The organism is Stenotrophomonas sp. PS02289, from assembly GCF_029960115.1.
Lineage (GTDB): Bacteria > Pseudomonadota > Gammaproteobacteria > Xanthomonadales > Xanthomonadaceae > Stenotrophomonas.
Map to the genome: position 1 here is coordinate 1 of NZ_JASCOZ010000074.1, position 21,352 is coordinate 21,352.

The 21,352-nt window shown below is 65.3% G+C and carries 17 protein-coding genes; 10 read left to right on the forward strand and 7 right to left on the reverse strand.

All coding sequences use genetic code 11. The annotated features are described in order from the left end of the window. The first annotated feature begins 515 nt into the window (after positions 1-515). A complete protein-coding gene (locus QMX83_RS11885) occupies positions 516-1,559 on the forward strand; it encodes a GGDEF domain-containing protein (protein ID WP_282296841.1) in 1,044 nt (347 codons plus the stop codon). 13 nt (positions 1,560-1,572) lie between these two features. Further along, positions 1,573-4,053: a putative peptide modification system cyclase gene (locus tag QMX83_RS11890; protein ID WP_282296842.1), complete on the forward strand. Its 2,481-nt coding sequence runs from the start codon at positions 1,573-1,575 to the stop codon at positions 4,051-4,053. Between the two features lie 23 nt (positions 4,054-4,076). Here the strand turns inward: QMX83_RS11890 and QMX83_RS11895 are convergent, their stop codons facing one another. Beyond that, the gene (locus tag QMX83_RS11895) at positions 4,077-4,379 is read right to left on the reverse strand and encodes an NHLP-related RiPP peptide (RefSeq protein ID WP_282296843.1); all 303 of its coding nucleotides are present in this window, start codon (positions 4,377-4,379) and stop codon (positions 4,077-4,079) included. Between the two features lie 160 nt (positions 4,380-4,539). Here QMX83_RS11895 and QMX83_RS11900 point away from each other — a divergent pair, with 160 nt between their 5' ends. Continuing rightward, entirely contained in the window at positions 4,540-5,697 is a 1,158-nt protein-coding gene (locus tag QMX83_RS11900) for a putative peptide maturation dehydrogenase (protein ID WP_282296844.1), read from the forward strand. Positions 5,698-5,780: 83 nt separating this feature from the next. After that, on the forward strand, positions 5,781-6,944 hold the full coding sequence (locus tag QMX83_RS11905) for a putative peptide maturation dehydrogenase (protein WP_282296845.1): 1,164 nt from the start codon (positions 5,781-5,783) through the stop codon (positions 6,942-6,944). 4 nt (positions 6,945-6,948) lie between these two features. Here the strand turns inward: QMX83_RS11905 and QMX83_RS11910 are convergent, their stop codons facing one another. The 5 genes from QMX83_RS11910 to QMX83_RS11930 form a co-directional block, all read right to left on the reverse strand. Next, complete coding sequence (locus QMX83_RS11910; protein ID WP_282296846.1) at positions 6,949-7,308, reverse strand: NHLP-related RiPP peptide; 360 nt, start codon at positions 7,306-7,308, stop codon at positions 6,949-6,951. Between the two features lie 50 nt (positions 7,309-7,358). After that, on the reverse strand, positions 7,359-7,715 hold the full coding sequence (locus tag QMX83_RS11915; protein WP_282296847.1) for an NHLP-related RiPP peptide: 357 nt from the start codon (positions 7,713-7,715) through the stop codon (positions 7,359-7,361). 143 nt (positions 7,716-7,858) lie between these two features. Then, positions 7,859-9,841 carry an acetyl/propionyl/methylcrotonyl-CoA carboxylase subunit alpha gene (locus QMX83_RS11920; RefSeq protein WP_282296848.1) on the reverse strand — a complete coding sequence of 661 codons (1,983 nt, stop codon included), beginning with the start codon at positions 9,839-9,841 and terminating at the stop codon, positions 7,859-7,861. Positions 9,842-9,888: 47 nt separating this feature from the next. Next, positions 9,889-11,499, reverse strand: a complete 1,611-nt coding sequence (locus tag QMX83_RS11925) for a carboxyl transferase domain-containing protein (RefSeq protein WP_282296849.1) — start codon at positions 11,497-11,499, stop codon at positions 9,889-9,891. 10 nt (positions 11,500-11,509) lie between these two features. Next, on the reverse strand, positions 11,510-12,673 hold the full coding sequence (locus tag QMX83_RS11930) for an isovaleryl-CoA dehydrogenase (RefSeq protein ID WP_282296850.1): 1,164 nt from the start codon (positions 12,671-12,673) through the stop codon (positions 11,510-11,512). Between the two features lie 85 nt (positions 12,674-12,758). Between QMX83_RS11930 and QMX83_RS11935 the strand changes: the two genes are divergently transcribed. The 3 genes from QMX83_RS11935 (at position 12,759) to QMX83_RS11945 (ending at position 15,576) form a co-directional block, all read left to right on the forward strand. Then, on the forward strand, positions 12,759-13,364 hold the full coding sequence (locus QMX83_RS11935; RefSeq protein ID WP_282296851.1) for a TetR/AcrR family transcriptional regulator: 606 nt from the start codon (positions 12,759-12,761) through the stop codon (positions 13,362-13,364). A 115-nt stretch (positions 13,365-13,479) separates the two neighbouring features. Next, a complete protein-coding gene (locus QMX83_RS11940; RefSeq protein ID WP_282296852.1) occupies positions 13,480-13,998 on the forward strand; it encodes a c-type cytochrome in 519 nt (172 codons plus the stop codon). A gap of 138 nt (positions 13,999-14,136) precedes the next feature. Beyond that, positions 14,137-15,576 carry an ExeM/NucH family extracellular endonuclease gene (locus QMX83_RS11945; RefSeq protein WP_282296853.1) on the forward strand — a complete coding sequence of 480 codons (1,440 nt, stop codon included), beginning with the start codon at positions 14,137-14,139 and terminating at the stop codon, positions 15,574-15,576. Positions 15,577-15,618: 42 nt separating this feature from the next. Here QMX83_RS11945 and QMX83_RS11950 read toward each other — a convergent pair whose 3' ends face one another. Next, positions 15,619-16,476 carry an EamA/RhaT family transporter gene (locus QMX83_RS11950; protein ID WP_282296854.1) on the reverse strand — a complete coding sequence of 286 codons (858 nt, stop codon included), beginning with the start codon at positions 16,474-16,476 and terminating at the stop codon, positions 15,619-15,621. A 46-nt stretch (positions 16,477-16,522) separates the two neighbouring features. Here QMX83_RS11950 and QMX83_RS11955 point away from each other — a divergent pair, with 46 nt between their 5' ends. From QMX83_RS11955 to QMX83_RS11965, 3 genes are all read left to right on the forward strand, one after another. Next, positions 16,523-17,212: a CocE/NonD family hydrolase gene (locus tag QMX83_RS11955; protein ID WP_282296855.1), complete on the forward strand. Its 690-nt coding sequence runs from the start codon at positions 16,523-16,525 to the stop codon at positions 17,210-17,212. Further along, on the forward strand, positions 17,209-18,309 hold the full coding sequence (gene zapE, locus QMX83_RS11960) for a cell division protein ZapE (protein ID WP_282296856.1): 1,101 nt from the start codon (positions 17,209-17,211) through the stop codon (positions 18,307-18,309). Before QMX83_RS11955 ends, zapE begins: the two co-directional genes overlap by 4 nt. A 481-nt stretch (positions 18,310-18,790) precedes the next feature. After that, positions 18,791-21,208, forward strand: coding sequence for a ribonucleoside-diphosphate reductase subunit alpha (locus tag QMX83_RS11965; protein ID WP_282296857.1), 2,418 nt, complete (start codon positions 18,791-18,793; stop codon positions 21,206-21,208). Positions 21,209-21,352 lie beyond the last annotated feature (144 nt).

Below are 21,352 nucleotides of genomic sequence, written 5' to 3' on the forward strand. Positions count from 1 at the left end.
TCGGGATGGGCGTTCCGGGGGACGCTGCAAGTACGTCCATGTAAGCTCGATCGCCGCATCCATGCGGCTCACGCCCCCTCCAGCCCACCCCGACCCGCCCCGACAGGCGATCGGTGGCCACAGAAAATCAGACGCGCGCGGCCTGGTAGCGTCGGTCGACAGACGACGGCCCTCAAATTCCCAACATCCGGTAACGCATGACCCCGAATCGAAGTGGGCTGTTGCCCTTGCCGTCCGATCCGCATTGCGACCCACCATCAGGGGATGCCGGCGGGTAGCCCCCGGAGAGACACTCCACGGCATCACCTGCTCGTATCAATGGACACGCTGCTCTTCACATGGAGCCAGCGCCACCGAATGGCCGCCCCCACCCCAAACCCGCGTTCCAACAAAACGGGCCGACGGCCAACACCCAAATTTTGGCCGTTTTTAATGGAACTGAGATGAGGCGCACACTTTTAAGGAGTGCTATCCTCGTCTGCTCACCGGGGGACGCTGGGAAGCGGGTGCACGGGATGACCGGCAAGTTTGCAACGCAAGTGTGCGCGCAAGAACCAGGCATCGCAGAAACCGCGATGGCTGACATCGTGCACGCGGTGCTGAGCGCCGGTGAGTTCGCGTTGTTCGCTGAATTCGGCCAGCAGCTGCAGCTGCGCAGTGGCGACTACCTGTTCCACAGCGGGCAGGCCGGCGGCACCATGTACGTCATCGTCAGTGGCGGCATCGAGCTCGACTTCGGCGAAGACCTCGTTGTGAAGACGCTCGGTCCGCAGGAGTTCTTCGGCGAACTCGGCCTCCTTATCGGCGATCACCCGCGCAGTGCCGACGCCCGCGCCACCGTCGACAGCGTCGTGCTCGAACTCGGCCACGACCAGTTCCAGCGCCTGGTCGACCGCGACCCCGGCCTGGTCGCCTACTTCCTGCGCCGGACCATCATGCGCGTGGTCAGCAACGAGCAGGTGCTCATCCGCCAGCTGCGCCGTCGCAACCATGACCTCGAAGCCGCGCTCGACAACCTGTACGTCACCACCCACCAGCTCACCCATACCCGTGAGCTGGTCCGTACCGATGAACTCACCGGTCTGCACAATCGCCGTGGCCTGGCCCTGTATCTGCAGGAGTGCCGCAGTACCGACCACGGCGCGCCGCAGGGCCTGCTGCTGATCGACTGCGACCAGTTCAAGCAGGTCAACGACGAACACGGCCACCAGGCCGGCGACCGGGTCCTGCAGAGCGTGGCCAACATCCTGCGTTCGGTCGCCACCGAAGACGACCGTGCCTGCCGGCTCGGCGGCGACGAGTTCTGCCTGCTGCTGCGCCATGCCGACCGTGACAGCCTGCAGCATGCCGCCGAGTTCGTCCTCAGCGCGGTGCAGGGCCTGCTCGGCCGGGTCACCGCGCACCCCAACATCTGCCCGGTCAGCATCGGGGCCTGCCTGCTCGAGCCCCACACCGACTGGAGCGAGTGGTACGCTCGCGCCGACAACGCGCTTTACCAGGCCAAGCGCCTGGGCGGTAACCGTTTGCACTGGTCGCGTGCCGCGACCGCCAAGCCCTGACGGAAACCCACTCATGAACGGCGACATCGGACCGTCGACCCAGGCCCCACAGCTCCGAGCCCTGCTGTTTACCGACCTGTGCGACTCGCTGCTGCTGGTCGAGCGCATTGGCGATGCCGCCGCCGCCGAGCTCTTCCAGCACCACGACCGACTGGTGCTGGCGCTGCAGCAGCAGTGGAATGGCCAGCAGATCGATCGCTCCGACGGCCTGTTCCTGCTGTTCGACCGCGCCATTGATGGCCTGGGTTTTGCCCTGGATTACCAGCGCGAGGTGCTCAAGCTGGGCCAGCAGCGCAATCTCCCGCTGCGCGCCCGTGCCGGCCTGCACGTGGGTGAAGTGCTGATCTGGGACAACAGCCCGGAGGCGGTCAAGGCCGGGGCCAAGCCGGTCGAGGTTGAAGGCCTGGCCAAGCCGATGGCCGCGCGACTGATGGCGCTGGCGCGACCCGGGCAGATCCTGCTCTCGTCCGTGGCCGAGTCACTGACCCGACGGGCCAGCAGCGAGCTCGGCGAACGTGCCGACAAACTGCAATGGCGCTCCCACGGCCCCTGGCTGTTCAAGGGCGTGCCTGCTCCGCAGGAGGTGTTCGAGGTCGGTGAGCCGGGTTTTGCCCCGCTGCGCATGCCCAAGGACACGCCCAAGGCGCAGCGAAAGCTGCCGCTCTGGCGACGTCCGGCGGCTTTGGCCGCCGAAGTGGCACTCGTCGCGGTCCTGGGCGTGGGTGGCTGGATACTATTGCGCCCAGAGCCGGCCATCGCCTTCGCCGAGCGAGACTGGGTGGTGTTGGCCGACGTAAACAACGCGACAGGTGAGGCCCTGTTCGACGACAGTCTGCAGCGCGCGCTGCTGCTCAGTCTGGAACAGTCGCGCTATGTCAATGTGCTTTCTGAAGGCAAGGTGCAGGAATCACGTGACCTGCAAAGGGTACCTGCCGAACGCGGGTTGGACCGCGGACTGGCCGGTGACGTGGCGCTTCGCGAAGGCGCGCGCATGGTGCTCGCGCCGAGCATCAGTCGGGTGAATGGCCGCTACGTGGTGACCGTTGATCTCCTGGACCCCTCCAGCCGCGCGGTCGTGCGTACCTATCGCGCAGAAACTGAAGACGCATCCGGTGTCGTCAATGCAGTGGATGATGTCGTAGGTAATCTACGCGCTGGGCTCGGAGAAACCATCGCGTCAGTACAACAATCCATGCCGTTGCCCCAGGCATCGACCGCCAACCTGCAAGCGTTGAAGTCATTCGCCTTGGCCGAGACCGCACTCGGTCGTCGTCGGTTCTCCGAGGCTGCCAAATTCTATGAGTCAGCGTTGGACGCAGACCCGGACTTTGCCATGGCGCATCTTGGACTGGCCAAGTTGCAGGTTCGCTTGGAACGGCGTACCGAGGCACAGCCTCACGTGCAGCGCGCGCTGGCTCTCAACGAGCGCCTCCCCCATCGCGAACGCCTCTACCTGAAGGCCTGGTCAACCGAATTGAATCCCGGTGCGTGGCCGTTGGAAGATTGGCGGGTGCTGGCCGACGTATATCCAGACTCGTTCGCTGGACTGTCCAACGCAAGCTGGTATCTGCTGATGGACAATCGATTCGCCGAAGCCGAACGCTATGCGCGCGCCGCAGCTGTCCCCCAGGATGTCATGCGTGCCTATCCCATCGCACATCTGGGGCTGATCCAGTTGGGCACGAACCGGTATGACGAAGCCCTGCGCAGCTATCAGCTGGCAGAACAGCTGACCGGCCGAACCGCCAGTGACGGGCGGGTGGACGTGTTGATCGCGCTTCGGCGCTACAAGGACGCGCAGGCGCTGATGTCCGAGCTTCCCAAAGGTCGCGACGAACTTCAGAGCCTCATGAACGTACGTGCACGGGTTCTGCTGGCTGCGGACCAGGATGATTGCACTGGAATGACCGCCGCTCTCTCGGCTGAAGACGCACCGACAGAGTCCGCGGACTTCCGTATTCACGCACTGCTGATGAAAGCAACGGTGGATACGGCCTGTGACCGTAAAGTTGCACCAATGCTGGTCAACATAGCTGCCCAGCTGACCCCGCTGCTCGTCAATCAGAACGATCCGAACATGCGGGACCGCATCATGCGGTTGCTGACACTGGTCTATCTGGCGCAGCGGCAGGGCGAACACGCGCTGGCCAATCGGCTGCTGGCGGAGCAGCACGCGCTACTCACCGCGCAGACTGTTCCGCCCATCGTCAAATGGCGGACTATTGTCTTGGCCATGCAGCAGCTTGGCGAAAACCAGGCTGCAAAAGCCGAAACACTGCTGCGGCCGCTGCTGGACGGAACCGAACCCGTGCAGGCGCGCGTGGTGTTCCGGGACATTCAGCGACAGCAGGGCGATGCTGAGGAGTTCCAGCGACAGAACGAATGGCTGTTCGCCCATCGTGGGCAGGCCTTCGCTGAAACGTCCATCATTCAGTTGCTCCAGCCCCTCAACGTCCATGACACGCTGGCTGATGCCACCCTGCGTCCGCAGTAGTGCCGACGCAGGGCTCCAGGTACTTAAGTGAGGCTCCCGCCCACCTTGCCGGCCTCGAAGCAGAAGATGACGGTCATGGCCCCGGAGGACGTGCTCAAGTGCTTTTCAAGCTGAGCCTGCACGGCACGAAGCTCGTCCACGCTTGCCAGTTGCTTCACATCGCAGCATAACGGCTGCACATCCACGTCATAGCCGATGTCGGCAAGCGCTTGGCGCGCGTCGCTCTGGAAGAGTTCACGGAACACAGGGTCGTCGATCAGCTTTGTGACCAGTCGGGCAGCAGCTTCGGGGGCAATGCTGCTCTTCACGGGTTTTTCGTCGCTCATTGCGGTTAGTCCAAGGGTGGAAGAACGGATATCGGCGCGGAATCGCGGAAATGTAGCATCACGCCGAACCCCCAACGTCAGGTCTGAGCATGACAGGCCACGCCCTGCATCCTGAGCATGTCCGGGAATAGAATGCGGTCACCTGTCCACGGACCGTCCCATGCAATTGCGTCGCTGCACCATCGTGATGTTCGAACCCCGCGAAACCGTCAAGTTCGACCTGCAGGCCCTTCTGCAGGGGAGCACTGAGCTGGTCACGCAGATCACCTGGTTCGGACTGGCCGGCCACCTGGACCAACCGGTCGAGGTCAGTTCGGCACAGCGGGAGTTCCTGGGTTCACTCAGCCCTCGCCACTGGTTGAGGCCCACAGAACTGCCGGTGGACCGGTCGGTCTGGGAGCCTATGCTACAGGCGGGACTCCTCATCTCCGACGACGATGGACACGCAGATCATCGTCGCCGCGATGAAGCGGTGCGTGATTCTCACTGGTGGCCACTGTCGGCGCTGGCGCATCGTCACGCCCGCTGGAAGGGGGTCGACAGCGCCGCAGACATGCGAGCGAATGATCTGGTGACTGCCCAAGGTCTGCGGCGCCAGCTGGGCCCCCCTCCGCCGGAGGTAGGGGAAGTCCCCGGGCACTACCTGATGTTGCCGTCGGTGGCAGCGAGCGACTATGACCACACGCTCGCCAGACGCAGTACCTGCAGAAACTTCGACATCAGCCGCGGCATAGGTGAAGCAGAACTCGCGCAACTTCTGCATCGAACAGTGAAAGCGCACGCCGTTGTGCAGGTGGAGGACGACACTGCGTTCCTGAAGAAGAACGTTCCCTCCGGGGGGGGCTTGCATGCAACCGAAGCCTACCTGCTGGTGCAACGGGTCGATGGGCTCGGGCCAGGGCTGTACCACTACCATCCGGTGAAGCACGCACTTGCTGCGCTGCCACGACACTGCAACCGCCCTTTGCAGGAGGTCGCCAACGCGATGCTCTCTGGCCAGGACTGGTTTGCCGATGCAGCCGTGCATATCGTGCTGGTGCCGCGCTTTGCACGCACGTACTGGAAGTACCGAAATCATGCGAAAGCGTATCGGGCGCTGTTGCTGGACGTCGGCCATATCTCGCAGGCGCTGTACATGGCGGCGACCGAACGTGGCCTTGCCGCGTTCGTCACCGCGGCAATCAATGAGGTGGACACTGAGCAGGCCCTTGGGTTGGACGGCATCACCCAGAGCCCAGTGGCCATCGTGGGTGTCGGGTGGCGTAGCGCTGAACTGGCCACGGCCGAATTCGACCCCAACCACGCTGTCTGGGGCTAGGTAGAGGCCGTCAGCGCGGCTAGTCCATACGCGCTTCGATAGCGATATATTTGCGAAGTCCAATCTGACCGATGGTAGCCCCTATGAAATTTCGCCGCTGCAAGGTTCTCTACCTCGAGCCCAGGGATCTGGCGGAGTTTCAGCTGGAAAGCTTACTCAATGGCGGAAGTGGTCTCGTCTATGAGAAGAGCATTACGGCAATTGCGGGGCATCTGGACAATCCATGCCGAGTCAGTGAACGCGAGGCAATGTTGCTGTTGAGCTGCAGCAGCGAGGTATGGCAGGAGATTCGCGATGATCCGGATGGGCTGGGGGATGTGGTGCGGTTGATTCAAGAGGGACTGCTCATTTGTGATTTGCCGGAGCACGCGGCATTCGCTCGCCAGGATGAGGTAATGAGGGAGTCGAACTGGTGGCCACTAGGCGCGGTGTTCCATCGCCAGTCCCGATGGGCCGGGGTGAACAGTGTGGTCGAAATGGAACGGCATCACCTCATCACCGCACAGGACCTCGTACGCCAATTTGGCCCGCCACCTCTGGAATCATCCCCCAGGCAAGCGGGTGCGATTGAACTTCCGAAAGCAGCTGGGGACGGGCCGGACGCCCTTCTGTCGTCTCGGGTCACGTGCCGCAACTTTGATAGCGCCCGAGCGCTGCCATTCGAATCGCTGGCAGCGGTGTTGCAGCAGGTCTTCATGGCGACATCGCAGGTCGAACCTGAGCCAGGCGTTCGATTCTTGAAGAAGAACGTGCCATCAGCGGGAAGCTTGCATCCGATAGAAGCCTACGTGTTGTTACAGAATGTAACCGGATTGGAAGATGGTCTCTATCACTATCATTCAGTCGCCCATGAACTATCGCCGGTAACCCTTCAGTCCGAAACGACACATGAATTCGCGATGCGGCTGCTTTCAGGGCAGCATTGGTTCGCTAACGCGCATGTGCTGGTACTTCTCGTCTGCCGATTCGAACGGAACTTCTGGAAGTATCGCCATCACTCAAAAGCGTATCGGGCGGTCACGCTGGATGCGGGGCACATTTCGCAGGCGATATACACGGCCGCAACGCAGCGCGGCCTGGGGGCTTGCATAACTGCAGCGATCAACGAAACTGAAGTCGAGCAGATACTGGGGCTTACCCCGCTGCTGGAAGGGCCGCTCGCAGTATGCGGCTTTGGGTGGCGCTCCAGCAGAATGCAGACGGCAGAACTGGATCCCGCCGGCCGCATTTGGAAGGAGGAAAGTTGAGTTGCTAATCCGAGTTTGCTACAGCGGCGGTGCGACCATGCTCGAATGTGAAGACCACTTCCATGGTTGCACGCGATGCGCCGGTGAGATCTGCATGCAACTTCTCATATGCTCCCTGTATCTCTTCCTTGCTGGCAAGCTCGTTGACCATGACGCAGGTAGGTACCAACGCTTGCACCGGCAGCGCGTAGCCCACCTCGGATAGTGCCTGGCGTGGATTGCTCTTGAACAATTCTCTGAAGGCGTCGTCAGTCGCCAACTTGCTCAAGAGACAGGCTGCGACGTCGGGTGGCATGGGAGGCTTGTTGGTCGTTGCCCGGTTAGGCGTTTCAGTTGTAGCTCGAGCTGAGAGAAGACCATTCATCTTGTTGATCCCTGCTGTGGTGAATCAGGTGGAGTCAATGAGTTGATTGCCTACGCAGCTCTCACCATTTCAATGATTGGTGCAGCGCCAAACATGTGAGGAACCAACATGGACGCGCGAGCCGTTCCGGAAAGGTGCGCATGAAGGACACTGTACGCATTCTGGATGTCTTCCTTACTTGCAAGCTCGGCAACCAGCATGCAAAGGGGCATGGCGACGGAAGGAGATAGGTGGTAGCCGACTTCATTCAATGCTTTGCGCGGATCTGACTTGAAAAGGGCACGGAAATCGTCGTCAGTACCAAGTGCCTTCAGCAGTGCTGCTGCAACGTTCGGTGGCATGGGCGGTTTAGAGCAATTGACCGAAGCGGAAACGATGTCAGCGGATGCGGAAACCTGAGTGTTCATACATTCTCCATGGGTCGAATACTGGTGTGCCTGAGCTGGAAGAGTTCAATCAGTATCGCCGCAGCCTGGGCTTGATCAGCAGAGGCGGCGGCCTTGCGGGAGAGCAGTCACGTCGGTCAGGATGGTCCCGACAAGGCTGTATATCACTCCACCTCGAAGTCCACCAGCACCGCACCATCCCCGACCTGGTCTCCCGCCTTGACCCGGTAGCCCTGCACCGTGCCATCCGCCGGTGCCTGCAGCGTGTGTTCCATCTTCATCGCCTCCAGCACCAGCAGCGGCGTGCCCTTGCTGACCTGCGTGCCCGCCGCCACCAGCGTGGCCACGATCCGGCCCGGCATGGGTGCCACCAGGCTGCCGGCATCCACCGTGGCCTGGTCGGCCTCGCTGACCGGATCATGCAGGGTGAACCGGCGTACGCCCTGCGTGCCGAACAGATAAAGCTCGCCACCGTCGCGCACGACGCGCGCGCGGTGCCGCTGCCCGTCCAACTGCAGGGTCAGCCGCTCCCCGCTGAGGCCACCGTGTGCCAGCACCGTTTCGCCGTCGCGCAGGATTGACCACGCCTCGCCCTGTGCGGTGGCATCAACAACGGTCAATACCCCGGCGTGCTCAAGACTCAGCCGGCGCGCGGCCTGCGTGCCCAACCGCCAGCCATCGCGCGCCTGCCAGGGCGAGTGCGGGTCGCGCGCATCGGTCGTGGCGGCCGGCTCGGTGGTGATCGCCGCCACTGCCGCCATGGCCCACAGCGCCGGATCATCCGTCGCATCCGGTGGGGCCAGGGCGGCCTGCTCACGCTCGATCAGCGCGGTATCCAGCTTTGCGCCCGCAAACGAATCGGTCATCACCAGCCGACGCAGGAACGCGGCGTTGGTGGTCACACCGACCACTTCGCATTCCGCCAGTGCCTGCTGCATGCGGCGCAGCGCGGCGTCGCGGTCCACATCCCAGACAATCAGCTTGGCGATCATCGGATCGTAGTACGGGGTGATCGCATCGCCCTGTTCCACGCCGGCGTCCACGCGGACATGGGCGCTGTTGGCCGGCAGGCGCAGGTGCCGCAGCGTGCCGGTGGACGGGAGGAAACCACGATCAGCGTCTTCGGCGTACAGCCGCGCCTCCAGCGCATGGCCGTGGATCTGCAGCTGGTCCTGCTGCAGCGGCAGCACTTCGCCGCTGGCCACGCGCAACTGCCACTCCACCAGGTCGGTGCCGGTGATGCATTCGGTCACCGGATGCTCCACCTGCAGGCGGGTGTTCATTTCCATGAAGTAGAAGTCGCCGTCGGGACCGGCAATGAATTCCACGGTGCCTGCACCGACATAATTCACCGCACGCGCGGCATTCACCGCAGCGGCCCCCATGGCGGCGCGGCGCTCGGGCGTCATCCCCGGCGCGGGCGCTTCTTCCAGCACTTTCTGGTGGCGGCGCTGCACCGAGCAGTCGCGCTCGAACAGGTACACCACGTTGCCGTGGCTGTCGCCGAACACCTGGATCTCGATATGCCGCGGGCGCTCCACATACTTTTCCACCAGCACGTGCGCATTGCCGAACGCCGACTGCGCTTCGCGCTGGCAACTGGCCAGCGCATCCACGAAGGCGGCACTGTCATCGACCCGGCGCATGCCCTTGCCGCCGCCGCCGGCGCTGGCCTTGATCAGCACCGGGTAGCCGATGCCATCGGCCTGTGCGCGCAGGAACTCCGGTTGCTGGGTGTCGCCGTGGTAGCCCGGCGTCAGCGGCACGCCGGCCTGCTGCATCAGCGCCTTCGCCGCGCTCTTGTCGCCCATCGCGCGGATCGCGGCCGCCGAGGGCCCGATGAACACGATCCCGGCATCGGCACAGGCCTGGGCGAAGTCGGCGTTCTCGGAGAGGAAGCCATACCCCGGGTGGATCGCCTGCGCACCGGTCTGGCGCGCAGCGGCCAGGATCGCGTCACCGCGCAGATAGCTTTCGCGCGCCGGGGCCGGACCGATGGCCACGGCCTCATCGGCCTGGCGCACGTGACGCGCATCGCGGTCGGCGTCGGAGTACACCGCCACGGTGGCAATGCCCAGGCGCTGGCAGGTGGCGATGACGCGGCAGGCAATTTCGCCGCGGTTGGCGATCAGGATCTTCGTGAACATGGCAGTCTCGTAGCGCGTGGGCGGGCGGCGAAAGTCGGGCAGGGCGGTTACATCCGGAACACACCGAAGTCGGTGCTGCGCGCCGGTGCGTTCAGGCTGGCCGACAACGCCAGCCCCAGCACGCGACGGGTGTCGGCCGGGTCGATCACGCCGTCGTCCCACAGCCGTGCGCTGGCGTAATACGGGTGACCCTGCTGCTCGAACTGGTCGCGGATCGGCGTCTTGAACTGATCTTCTTCTTCAGCCGACCACTGCCCGCCCTTGGCCTCGATGCCATCGCGCTTCACCGTGGCCAGCACGCTGGCGGCCTGCTCGCCGCCCATCACGCCAATGCGCGCGTTCGGCCACATCCACAGGAAGTTGGGCGAATAGGCGCGACCGCACATGCCGTAATTGCCGGCACCGAACGAACCGCCGATCACCACGGTGAACTTGGGTACCTTGGCGCAGGCCACGGCCATCACCAGCTTGGCCCCGTCCTTGGCGATGCCACCGTGTTCGTACTTGCGGCCCACCATGAAGCCGGTGATGTTCTGCAGGAACACCAGCGGAATGCCGCGCTGGGTGCACAGTTCAATGAAGTGCGCGCCCTTGAGCGCGGACTCGGAGAACAGGATGCCGTTGTTGGCGATGATGCCCACCGGGTAACCGTGCAGATGCGCAAAGCCCGTCACCAGGGTGTTGCCATAGCGCGGCTTGAACTCATCAAAGCGCGAATCGTCGACCAGGCGCATGATCACTTCGCGCACGTCGTAGGGCTTGCGGGTGTCGGCGGGAATCACGCCGTACAGTTCCTGCGCCGGGTAGCGCGGCTCGACCGGGGCCTGCACCGCCAGCGCCGGTTCCGGCTTGCGCCAGTTGAGCTGGGCGATGATGGCGCGCACCCGCGCCAGCGCCTGCAGGTCGTTGTCGGCCATGTGGTCGGCCACGCCGGAAATGCGCGTGTGCACGTCGGCACCGCCCAGCTCCTCGGCACTCACCACTTCGCCGGTGGCGGCCTTCACCAGCGGCGGGCCGCCCAGGAAAATGGTGCCCTGCTCGCGCACGATCACCGTTTCATCGCTCATCGCCGGCACATACGCACCGCCGGCGGTGCATGAGCCCATCACGCAGGCGATCTGCGGAATGCCCTGCGCGGACAGGTTGGCCTGGTTGTAGAAGATGCGGCCGAAATGGTCGCGATCCGGGAACACCTCGTCCTGCAGCGGCAGGAACGCGCCGCCCGAATCCACCAGGTAGATGCACGGCAGCCGGTTCTGCTCGGCCACTTCCTGCGCGCGCAGATGCTTCTTCACCGTGACCGGGTAATAGGTGCCGCCCTTCACCGTGGCGTCGTTGGCCACGATCACGCATTCCACGCCGGACACGCGGCCGATGCCGGCGACCACGCCGGCACTGGGAATCGGGTCGTCATACATGCCATGCGCGGCCAGCGGCGCGATTTCCAGGAAGGCACTGCCCGGGTCCAGCAGGGCGTCGATGCGCTCGCGCACCAGCAGCTTGCCGCGTGCGGTGTGCTTCTGCCGGGCCGCCTCAGAGCCGCCGCGCGCGGTCTTCGCCAGGGTGGCGCGCAGGTCGTCCACCACCGCCTGCAACGCAGCACGGTTGGCTTCGAAGGTCTCGCTGCCCGGTTGCAGCTGGGTGCTCAATACGCTCATCGCAGGGCCCTTACTTGGTGCGCTGGAACAGTTCGCGGCCGATCAGCATGCGGCGGATCTCCGAGGTGCCCGCGCCGATCTCGTACAGCTTGGCATCGCGCCACAGCCGGCCGGTGGGGTACTCGTTGATGTAGCCGTTGCCGCCGAGGATCTGGATCGCCTGGCCGGTCAGCCAGGTGGCCTTCTCGGCCGAGTACAGGATGGCACCGGCGGCGTCCTGGCGGGTGGTGCGGCCCTGGTCGCAGGCGCGTGCCACTGCATAGACATAGGCGCGGCAGGCATTCAGGCCCACATACATGTCGGCCAGCTTGGCCTGGATCAGCTGGAAGGTGCCGATCGCCTCACCGAACTGCTTGCGCTCGTGCACGTAGGGCATCACCACGTCCAGCGCCGCCGCCATCAGCCCCAGCGGGCCGCCGGACAGCACCACGCGCTCGAAATCCAGCCCGGACATCAGCACCTTGGTGCCGCCGCCGACCGCACCCAGCACGTTGGCTTCGGGCACTTCGCAGTCCTCGAACACCAGTTCGCAGGTGTTGGAGCCGCGCATGCCCAGCTTGTCCAGCTTCTGCGCGGTGGAGAAACCCTTCATGCCCTTTTCCACCAGGAAGGCGGTGATGCCCTTGGCTCCGGCCTCCGGGTCGGTCTTGGCGTAGACCACCAGCACGTCGGCATCCGGGCCGTTGGTGATCCACATCTTGTTGCCGTTGAGCACGTAGTGGTCACCGCGCTTGTCCGCGCGCAGCTTCATCGAGACCACATCCGAACCCGCACCCGGCTCGCTCATCGCCAGCGCACCGACTTTGGCCCCGCTGCACAGGTCGGGCAGGAAGCGCTGCTTCTGTTCTTCGCTGCCGTTCTTGCGCAGCTGGTTCACGCACAGGTTGGAGTGCGCGCCGTAGCTCAGGCCGATGCCACCGGAGGCGCGCGAGATTTCCTCCATCGCCACCACGTGGGCCAGGTAGCCCATGCCGCTGCCGCCGTATTCCTCCTCCACGGTCAGACCGAGCAGGCCCTGTTCGCCCAGCTTGCGCCACAGCGCGTGCGGGAACAGATTCTCCTCGTCCGCCTTCGCCGCCAGCGGGGCGACCTCGGCCGAGGCAAAATGGGCCACGCTCTGGCGCAGCAGGTCGATCTCTTCGCCGAGGTCGAAGTTCAGGGTAGGGACGTGCATGGGCGGGCTCCACGATTTTCGCCAGCCTAGCTCGACCCCGGGTAAAAGTGAATACAAATTCAAAAATTGAACATAGAATCAGAAAATGGCCTATAAACGCTCCGCACTGATGGAAGAACGCCTGGCCGGGGCCCGCGAGCGGATCCTGCTGGCGACCCGGGCGCTGGTCGCCGCCGGCGGCTACCGCAATGCCCCGGTGACCGCCGTGGCGGCCGAGGCCGGCGTGTCTACCGGGCTGATCTACCGGCATTTCCCCTCCAAGGCCGACCTGTTCGTGGAGGTGCTCACCGCCGCCGTGGAACACGAGCTACGCATCTTCGAGGGCATCGCCGCAGAAGACCTGCCCGCGCCGGAGCGGCTGCGCCGGGCGATCACCGCCTTCGTGCGCCGCGCACTGGCCGGCCCCGGGCTGGCGTATGCCTTCATCGCCGAACCGGTCGACCCGGAAGTGGAAGCCGAGCGCATCCGCTGCCGGCGGTTGTTCGGGGACGTGTTCCACCGCATCGTCGCCGACGGTGTCGCAACTGGCAGCTTTCCCGCGCAGGACACCCGCGTCACCGCCGCCTGCATCGTCGGGGCATTCACCGAAGCGCTGGTCGGGCCAACGGCACCCAGTCGTGACGCGGTAGGCGACGAAGACGCGCTGGTAGCGTCGATCTGCCAGGTCTGCCTGCGCGCCGCCGGCGGCTGAAGCCTTGCCATTGCTGCATTGCGGCACTTGAATGCGGCTTGCACAGGCTTGCCGCCGCTGGTCATACTCGCCCGACAAGCCGTGGTCCAACGACTATCAGCCAGGGGTATAGAGAGTGCGGAATTACGACCTCGAGTTCCTGAAACGCTTTTCCATGGTCATTGCGCTGTTGATGGCCATCACGCTCGGATTGATCCTGTTCGCCGCGTACCTGCATACCCGCATTCCGCCGGAAGTCTCGCCGCAGGCGGCCAAGCGCACTGAACTGCGCATTGCCCCTGCCGGTGCGGTCTACGCCGGTGCCACCGGTGCCGCCGAACAGGCCGCGGCCAAGACGGCGGCGTTGGCCAAGGCAGCGGCCCAGGTGGCCTACGGCGGCACCACTGACGGCAAAGTGATCTTCGACAACCTCTGCACCGCCTGCCATACCACCGGTGTGGGCCAGGCTCCCACCCTGGACCATGCGCACTGGGACCAGCGCCTGGGCCAGGGCAAGGACACGCTTTATAAGCACGCCATCGAGGGCTACACCGGCCCGGACGGCGGCATCATGCCGCCCAAGGGCGGCAACCCGGCGCTGACCGAGGAGCAGATCCACGCCACCGTGGACTGGATGCTGGCCAACCTCAAGTAACCGTAGAGCCACGGTCTGCGTGGCTTCGCGGTGCCGACCGGCCCCGGCTTTGCCCAACCCGGGCAACCATCATCACGCGCCCCATCCGGTCACCTTCTGGCGATACCCTGTGCGTCCCTTGCCGATCCGTGCCCGCCGATGCGCCGCCGTCCTCTCGCTCTTGCCCTGTCGCTGCTGCTGCCCGTTACCGTCTTCGCCCAGGCCCAGCCGCTGGCACACCCGGCTCCGGCCGCCCCCGCCGCTCGCGCACCGGTCACCCTGACCGCCGCCCCGGCGGACTGGCGTGCGCTGGACGGCCAGCACGTGCGCATCGCTGCGCCGCTGACCTTGGCCGGGACTGACGGCCTGGCCCGCTTCGGCGAACTCACCGTCGCCTTCGATGGGCGCCTGTGGCAGCCCAGCGAAGTCGCGCTGCCGGGCACCGACGCGCACGCGAAGGTGATCGCGGACAACCAGCGTCGCCGCCTGCTGCTCGATGACGGCAGCAGCGAACGCGATCCCGGTCCCGTCGCCTACCTGCCCGCCGGCGCGGACCTGCGCACCGGCACCGTGCTGCGCAACGTCGAGGGCATCGTGCGGGTGGATGACAAAGGCGTGGCCCGCCTGCAGGTGACCACCCCGCTGCGCCTGCCTGCGCCCGCCCGCCCGGCCGTGCCGAAGGTGGCCGGCAGCCTGCAGGTGGCGGCGTTCAATCTGGAAAACTTCTTCAACGGCGACGGCCAGGGCGGCGGCTTCCCGACCCTGCGCGGCGCACGCACCCTCGCTGAACACCAGGCGCAGAAGGCCAAGCTGGTCACCACCATCAACGCGCTGGGCGCTGACGTGGCCGCGCTGATGGAACTGGAAAACGATGGCTACGGCCCGCAGTCGGCGATTGCCCAGCTGGTGGACGCGCTCAACGCGGATCGTGGCGGAAAGGGTGACTGGCGCTTCGTTGATGCCAGCAAGGGGCCGGGCGAGAACCCGATCCGCGTCGGCATCATCTACCGCGCCTCGAAGGTGACCCCGGTCGGTGCGCCGGCCGTACTCGAAACCGCGCCTTTCGGTCCGCACAGCCGGGTGCCGCTGGCGCAGGCGTTCCGTGCCGGCAAGGGCGCGCCGTTCGTGGTGGTGGCCAACCACTTCAAGTCCAAGGGCTGCTCGGAAGCGAGCGGTGCCGACGCCGACCAGAAAGACGGCCAGGCCTGCTGGAACGCCACCCGGGTGACCTCGGCGAAACTGCTCGACCAGTGGCTGGCCACCGACCCGACCGGGGCCGGCACCACGGACGCCGTGCTGCTGGGTGACTTCAACGCCTATGCGATGGAAGCGCCGATCCGCACCCTGCATGACGCCGGCTGGCAGGACGCCTTTGCCGTGGCGAAGATCCAGCAGCCCTACAGCTACGTGTACAACGGCATGACGGGAAGGCTCGACCACGCCCTGCTCAGCCCGGGCATGGCCAAGCGCCTCCGCGGCGCGGCCGAATGGCATATCAATGCCGATGAGGCCGATGACGTGGGCTATCGCGACCGCAACGAGGCCGGCCCATGGCGCAGTTCGGACCACGATCCGTTGTTGCTGGGTTTCGACCGGTAATCAATCCCCGTAGAGCCGGGCTTGCCCGGCTGCTCCGAAAAATCACCCCCAGGCGATCAACGAAATCGCCACCACCGCCAACCCCAACCCGGCCCGGTTCCAGCGCGAGGTCGGTTCCCCAAACGCCAGCACCCCGACCAGCGCGCCCAGCACCACCACGCCGATGTTCATCCCGGCAAACACCGTGGCCGGACTGTCCGGCAGCGCCTGGTGGGCGTGCACGTAGAACAGGATGTTGCCGCCGTTGAGCAGGCCCAGCAGCGCCCCCGCGCCCAGGTTGCGCAGGCGCAGACGGCTGCGCCCGCTGAAATGCCGCCACAGCTGCAGCGCCAGCATCAGTACGAAGGCAATGCTGAAGCAGGCCAGCAATGCAGCCATCGACGGTGTGCCGGACAGCGCCACCTGCTTGAGCAGGATGTCCACCACCGCAAAGCCGACCCACACCCCCAGCAGCCAGCGCCAGCTGCCTTCCGCAGCCGTCACCGCCGGGCCGCGCGGACGCAGGCTGATCATCAGCATCGCCACCAGCCCCAACCCCAGACCGGTGAGCTTCCAGGCCGTGGCGGTCTGACCAAAGAACAGGAAGGCGGCCAACAGGCTAAGCAGCAGGGACAGGCGCTGGGCCACGTCGCTGCGCACGATGCCGGCCTCGGCCACGGCCCGACCCAGCACCAGGAAAATGGTCGGCAGCACCACCGCCAGTCCCAGCAGTGCCAGCCACGGCGCGTGGCCGGACTGCAGCGAGGCCAGTGGCGGCCGCAGCACCACGGCGGTCAGGGTGGCGGCGACCAGGTAGTTCCAGGTCACCATCTGTGCCACGTCCAGCTGCCGGCGCACCGCCAGCTTGAGCAGCACCGAGACCAGCACCGAGCAGATCACGGCCAACAGCAGATACGTCATAAGCGGGACAGGGCAGGTCGGGGGCAGGGGACGCTATCATGGTGCCATGCAAAATCCCCCGTTCCCCGCCGAATCCGGCACGCTCACCCTGGCCGGTCCGGTCGGCCCGCTGGACGTCGCCGTCGACCTGCCCAAGGCCGATGTCCCCACCGTCCCGGTCATCGCCGTGATCTGCCATCCGCTGTCCACCGAGGGCGGCAGCCTGCATAACAAGGTGGTCACGATGCTGGCCACCACCCTGCGCGAGCTGGGCATCACCACGGTGCGCTTCAACTTCCGCAGCGTCGGCGGCTCGGCCGGTGAGTTCGACCATGGCGTGGGCGAACAGGACGACCTGAAGGCCGTCGTGGCCTGGGCGCGCGAGGGCAATCCGCAGGCCACGCTGTGGCTGGCCGGTTTCAGCTTCGGCGCGTTTGTTTCGCTGCGCGCGTCGGCCGACCTGCAGCCGCAGGTGCTGGTCTCCATCGCGCCGCCGGCCGGGCGCTGGGACTTCGACGGCGTGCAGCCGCCGGCACAGTGGCTGGTGATCCAGGGCGAGCAGGACGAAATCGTTGACCCGCAGGCGGTCTACGACTGGCTGGAACAGCTGAAGCTGCCGCACGAACTGGTGCGGATGCCGGAAACCAGCCACTTCTTCCACCGCAAGCTGATCGACCTGCGCGGCGCGCTGACCCACGGCCTGAAGCAGTGGCTGCCCGCCGCGGGCGGCACTGAACCCGGCAGTCCGGCCGCATGAGTGCGGCGGTATTGACCCCGTCCCAGCGTTACGCCGAAGGCGCAGCGCGGGGCGAATGGCAGAACGATCCCGCCCAGCACGCCGCCCTGGCCGAGCTGGACCGCATCCATACCGCCCTGCTCGACAGCGACCAGGAGGGCTGGCTGGATCGCCTGTCCGCGTTCTGGAAGAAGCCCGACCCGGTCAAGGGGCTGTATTTCTGGGGCGGCGTGGGCCGTGGCAAGACCTTCCTGGTCGACCTGTTCTATGACGGGCTGCCGATCCAGCAGAAGTACCGCACCCACTTCCACCGCTTCATGCGCGGCATCCATGAGCGCCTGCGTGAGCACCAGGGCCAGAGCGACCCGCTGGCGCGCATCGCCCAGGAATGGCGCAACAAGCTGCGCGTGCTGGTGCTGGACGAGTTCTTCGTCACCGACATCGGCGACGCCATGCTGCTGGCCCGTCTGCTCGAACGCCTGTTCGCCGAAGGGGTCACCCTGGTCACCACGTCCAATACGGCGGTGGAGAACCTGTACCTGAACGGCCTGCAGCGCGACAGCTTCCTGCCCGCCATCGGCCTGCTGCAGACCTACTGCGTGGAGCTGTATGCCGAGGGCACCGAGGACTACCGCATGCGCGCGCTGACCCGCTCGCCGGTGTACCAGTCCCCGCGCGATGCCGGCAGCGACGCCTGGCTGGGCACCCGCTGGGCCGAGCTCAGCGGCGGCGAGCAGGCCAAGGCCGGCAACATCGAGATCGAGGGCCGCAAGATTCCGGTGCGGGGTCGCGGCAAGAGCATCGCCTGGTTCGACTTCGCCGCTCTCTGCGAAGGTCCGCGCGGTCCGTCGGACTACATCGAGATCGCGCACGAGTTCAACACCGTGCTGCTGGGCGACATTCCGCACTTCGACCGCACCAACGAGGATGCCGCGCGCCGCTTCGTCAATCTGATCGACGAGCTGTACGACCGCCAGGTGAACCTGGTCTGCACCGCGACCGACACCCCGGTGGCGCTGTACACCGGCGATCGCCTGCAGGGGGCGTTCGAACGCACCGCCTCGCGGCTGATCGAGATGCAGAGCGCCGAATACCTGGGCACGCCCCATCGGGCGTGATCCCACGTTTGTTACGCCCGTGTGATATCCCGCCGTTCTGTTTTTCACACCCCGTTGTCGCGAAAAATCGGCCCCGGATCCCTTGACTGCGCAGCCACTTTCGACAGGTCGGCACCGTTCGTCGGCAAGTCGCCCAGGCGTTTCCTTATGCCACAAGGGATTGGTCGCTTTTCCTACATTTAGCGTTGACGATCCATAGGACCCCCACTATCTTGTGGCTGGCGCTTCCAACGACCCCAAGTCGTCGGAACGCTGGGGAAGCCGGATCGTGCTTCCCGATGCCCCGCCTGCCCAGTGCAGACGGTGCCGGTCGCGACAATCTCCGGGGGGAGATGACCGGCGTACCGGGGAGCCTGCGTCAGTCGCGGCCCTTGAGACGCCCATCTGCCACCCTGAGCCCAAGTGCGCACCGGTCCGTTGCCTGCAAGGCAGACGACCACAGTTAGTGCCCAGCCCCATATCACGCCAAGAGGACACCGCCGTGAGCACCGAATCCAGCGCCGCCACCATCGAGAAGAAGGAAAGCGAGTTCCTGCTGACCTCGCCGCCGACCTCGAACACGATGAGCGTGACCAAGCGCAACGGGTCGACCGAACTGGTGGACCTGAACAAGATCGTGCGTGCGGTGCAGCGTTCGGCTGAGGGCCTGCACGCGGTCGATCCGATGCGCGTGGCGACCCGCACCATTTCCGGCCTGTACAACGGCGCCACCACGCAGGAGCTGGACGAGCTGTCCATCCGCACCGCCGCCCTGCTGATCGGTGAAGAACCCGAATACGGCCGCCTGGCCGCGCGCCTGCTGGCCAACTACATCGCCAAGGAAGTGTCGGGCCAGGAAATCCACGCGTTCTCGCAGTCGGTCGGCCGTGGCCACGAAGTCGGCCTGATCAACGACCGCCTGCTGAACTTCGTGCAGACCAACGCGCGCAAGCTCAACGACGCCATCGACATCGGCCTGGACCTGAACTTCGACTACTTCGGTCTGCGCACCCTGTATGACCGTTACCTGCTGCGCCACCCGCACACCCGCAAGGTGATCGAGACCCCGCAGCAGTTCTTCCTGCGCATCGCCAGCGCGCTGAGCGAAGACGTCCCGGAAACCCTGGCGCTGTACAAGCGCATGGGCAACCTGGACTACCTGCCGTCCAGCCCGACCCTGTTCAACTCCGGCACCACCCACGAGCAGCTGTCCTCGTGCTTCCTGCTCGATTCGCCGCAGGACTCGCTGGAATCCATCTATTCGAAGTACGGCGACATCGCCCAGCTGTCGAAGTTCTCCGGCGGCATCGGCGTCAGCTACACCCGCGTGCGTTCGCGCGGCTCGCTGATCAAGTCGACCAATGGCCACTCCAACGGCATCGTGCCGTGGCTGAAGACCATGGACTCGTCCGTGGCCGCGGTGAACCAGGGCGGCAAGCGCAAGGGCGCGGCCTGCGTGTACCTGGAAACCTGGCACGCCGACATTGAAGACTTCCTGGAACTGCGCGACAACACCGGCGACGAATCGCGCCGCGCGCACAACCTGAACCTGGCCAACTGGGTGCCGGACCTGTTCATGAAGCGCGTCGAGGCCGACCAGGAATGGTCGCTGTTCGATCCGCGCGTGGTGCCGGAATTCACCGACCTGTTCGGTGAAGCCTTCGAGCAGGCCTACCTGCAGGCCGAAGCCCAGGGCAAGGCCAACCGCACCATTTCCGCGCGCAAGCTGTACTCGCGGATGATGCGCACCCTGGCCGAGACCGGCAACGGCTGGATGACCTTCAAGGACAAGTGCAACCGCGCCAGCAACCAGACCCTGCGTCCGGGCAACGTGATCCACCTGTCCAACCTGTGCACGGAAATCCTGGAGGTCACCTCCAACGATGAAACCGCGGTGTGCAACCTGGGTTCGATCAACCTGGGCAACCACTTCGACGAGCACAACGAGTTCGACTACGAGAAGCTGGCCGAAACCGTGCGCCTGGCCGTGCGTCAGCTCGACCGTGTGATCGACCTGAACTTCTACCCGATCGAAACCGCCCGCCGCGCCAACCTGCGCTGGCGTCCGGTCGGCCTGGGCTGCATGGGCCTGCAGGACGTGTTCTTCCGCAAGCGCCTGCCGTTCGACAGCGCCGAAGCCCGCGCACTGTCCAAGAAGATCGCCGAAACGATCTACTTCCACGCCCTGGAGACCTCGGTCGAACTGGCGCAGGAACGTGGCAAGCACCCGTCGTTCAACGACACCCGCGCCGCTGGCGGCGAGCTGCAGTTCGATGCCTGGAACGTAGTGCCGGAAGACGGCGCGCGCTGGGACGCCCTGCGTGCCCGCATCAAGGAACACGGCCTGCGCAACTCGCTGATCATCGCGATCGCGCCGACCGCGACCATCGCCTCCATCGCCGGCTGCTACGAATGCGTGGAACCGCAGGTGTCCAACCTGTTCAAGCGCGAAACGCTGTCGGGTGATTTCCTGCAGGTCAACCGCTACCTGGTGAACGAGCTGAAGAAGCTCGGCCACTGGACTCCGGAAATGCGCGACACCATCAAGATGGCCGAAGGTTCGATCCAGGGCATCGCCCAGATCCCGGAAAGCCTGCGTCAGGTCTACCGCACTGCCTGGGAACTGCCGATGCGCTCGCTGATCGACATGGCCGCCGACCGTGGCGCGTTCATCGACCAGTCCGCCTCGCTCAACCTGTTCATGGAAAGCCCGAACATCGGCGCGATGTCCTCCATGTACATGTACGCCTGGAAGCAGGGCATCAAGACCACGTACTACCTGCGTTCGCGTCCGGCCACCAAGATCGCCAAGACCACCGTCAGCCACACCGCAACGGCGGCTCCGGAAAAGGTGTTCAGCCCGGAAGAGGCCATCGCCTGCTCGCTGGAAAATCCGGAAGCCTGTGAGGCTTGCCAATAAGAACGTGTGCCGGCTCCTTGGGGCCGGTACCTGCCGGCTGCACCGACCAACGGTCGGTGCCTACCCCGGTCAACTTAACACCCGGTAGGTGGCCCCCCGTTGGGGGGCCCCACCATTTTATGGCCCAAAACCCATGGCCCCCCC

Coding starts and splice junctions, on each gene's coding strand:
- QMX83_RS11885 (WP_282296841.1), top strand. CDS start 516: ATGACCGGCAAGTTTGCAACGCAAGTGTGCGCGCAAGAACCAGGCATC.
- QMX83_RS11890 (WP_282296842.1), top strand. CDS start 1,573: ATGAACGGCGACATCGGACCGTCGACCCAGGCCCCACAGCTCCGAGCC.
- QMX83_RS11895 (WP_282296843.1), bottom strand. CDS start 4,379: ATGAGCGACGAAAAACCCGTGAAGAGCAGCATTGCCCCCGAAGCTGCT.
- QMX83_RS11900 (WP_282296844.1), top strand. CDS start 4,540: ATGCAATTGCGTCGCTGCACCATCGTGATGTTCGAACCCCGCGAAACC.
- QMX83_RS11905 (WP_282296845.1), top strand. CDS start 5,781: ATGAAATTTCGCCGCTGCAAGGTTCTCTACCTCGAGCCCAGGGATCTG.
- QMX83_RS11910 (WP_282296846.1), bottom strand. CDS start 7,308: ATGAATGGTCTTCTCTCAGCTCGAGCTACAACTGAAACGCCTAACCGG.
- QMX83_RS11915 (WP_282296847.1), bottom strand. CDS start 7,715: ATGAACACTCAGGTTTCCGCATCCGCTGACATCGTTTCCGCTTCGGTC.
- QMX83_RS11920 (WP_282296848.1), bottom strand. CDS start 9,841: ATGTTCACGAAGATCCTGATCGCCAACCGCGGCGAAATTGCCTGCCGC.
- QMX83_RS11925 (WP_282296849.1), bottom strand. CDS start 11,499: ATGAGCGTATTGAGCACCCAGCTGCAACCGGGCAGCGAGACCTTCGAA.
- QMX83_RS11930 (WP_282296850.1), bottom strand. CDS start 12,673: ATGCACGTCCCTACCCTGAACTTCGACCTCGGCGAAGAGATCGACCTG.
- QMX83_RS11935 (WP_282296851.1), top strand. CDS start 12,759: ATGGCCTATAAACGCTCCGCACTGATGGAAGAACGCCTGGCCGGGGCC.
- QMX83_RS11945 (WP_282296853.1), top strand. CDS start 14,137: ATGCGCCGCCGTCCTCTCGCTCTTGCCCTGTCGCTGCTGCTGCCCGTT.
- QMX83_RS11950 (WP_282296854.1), bottom strand. CDS start 16,476: ATGACGTATCTGCTGTTGGCCGTGATCTGCTCGGTGCTGGTCTCGGTG.
- QMX83_RS11955 (WP_282296855.1), top strand. CDS start 16,523: ATGCAAAATCCCCCGTTCCCCGCCGAATCCGGCACGCTCACCCTGGCC.
- zapE (WP_282296856.1), top strand. CDS start 17,209: ATGAGTGCGGCGGTATTGACCCCGTCCCAGCGTTACGCCGAAGGCGCA.